Below are 282 nucleotides of genomic sequence, written 5' to 3' on the forward strand. Positions count from 1 at the left end.
CTCGTGGCGCGAGCGTCTACGGGCCGATCCGGATTTTCGGCGCGGTCCGGATCTCGCAGTGCAGCATGGATCGGTTTGTTCATGAACAAGGCATCGAGCTTTCGATTCTAATCGGCGGTCGTCGCCGCGTCATCGTCCGTCTTACTAGGGAACTTTCCGCGCGCCCCGGAAAGCCACGTCAGGCAACGGTTTGCGGCCATGGGTTGTACGAGGCGAGCGGTTTTTTTCCACAAAACCTGTGGATAGCGGTGTGCATATCTTGTAAATTCGAACGCTAAGTAG

Annotated in this window: 1 protein-coding gene; it reads left to right on the forward strand. The window is 56.7% G+C overall.

All coding sequences use genetic code 11. The features are described 5' to 3' along the window. On the forward strand, positions 1–278 hold a 278-nt coding region (locus FVA95_RS32370; protein WP_205016062.1), incomplete at its 5' end, for a hypothetical protein. Positions 279–282 lie beyond the last annotated feature (4 nt).

Origin of the sequence: Pseudonocardia sp. EV170527-09, assembly GCF_008369905.1 — a bacterium.
Taxonomy (GTDB): Bacteria; Actinomycetota; Actinomycetes; order Mycobacteriales; family Pseudonocardiaceae; genus Pseudonocardia.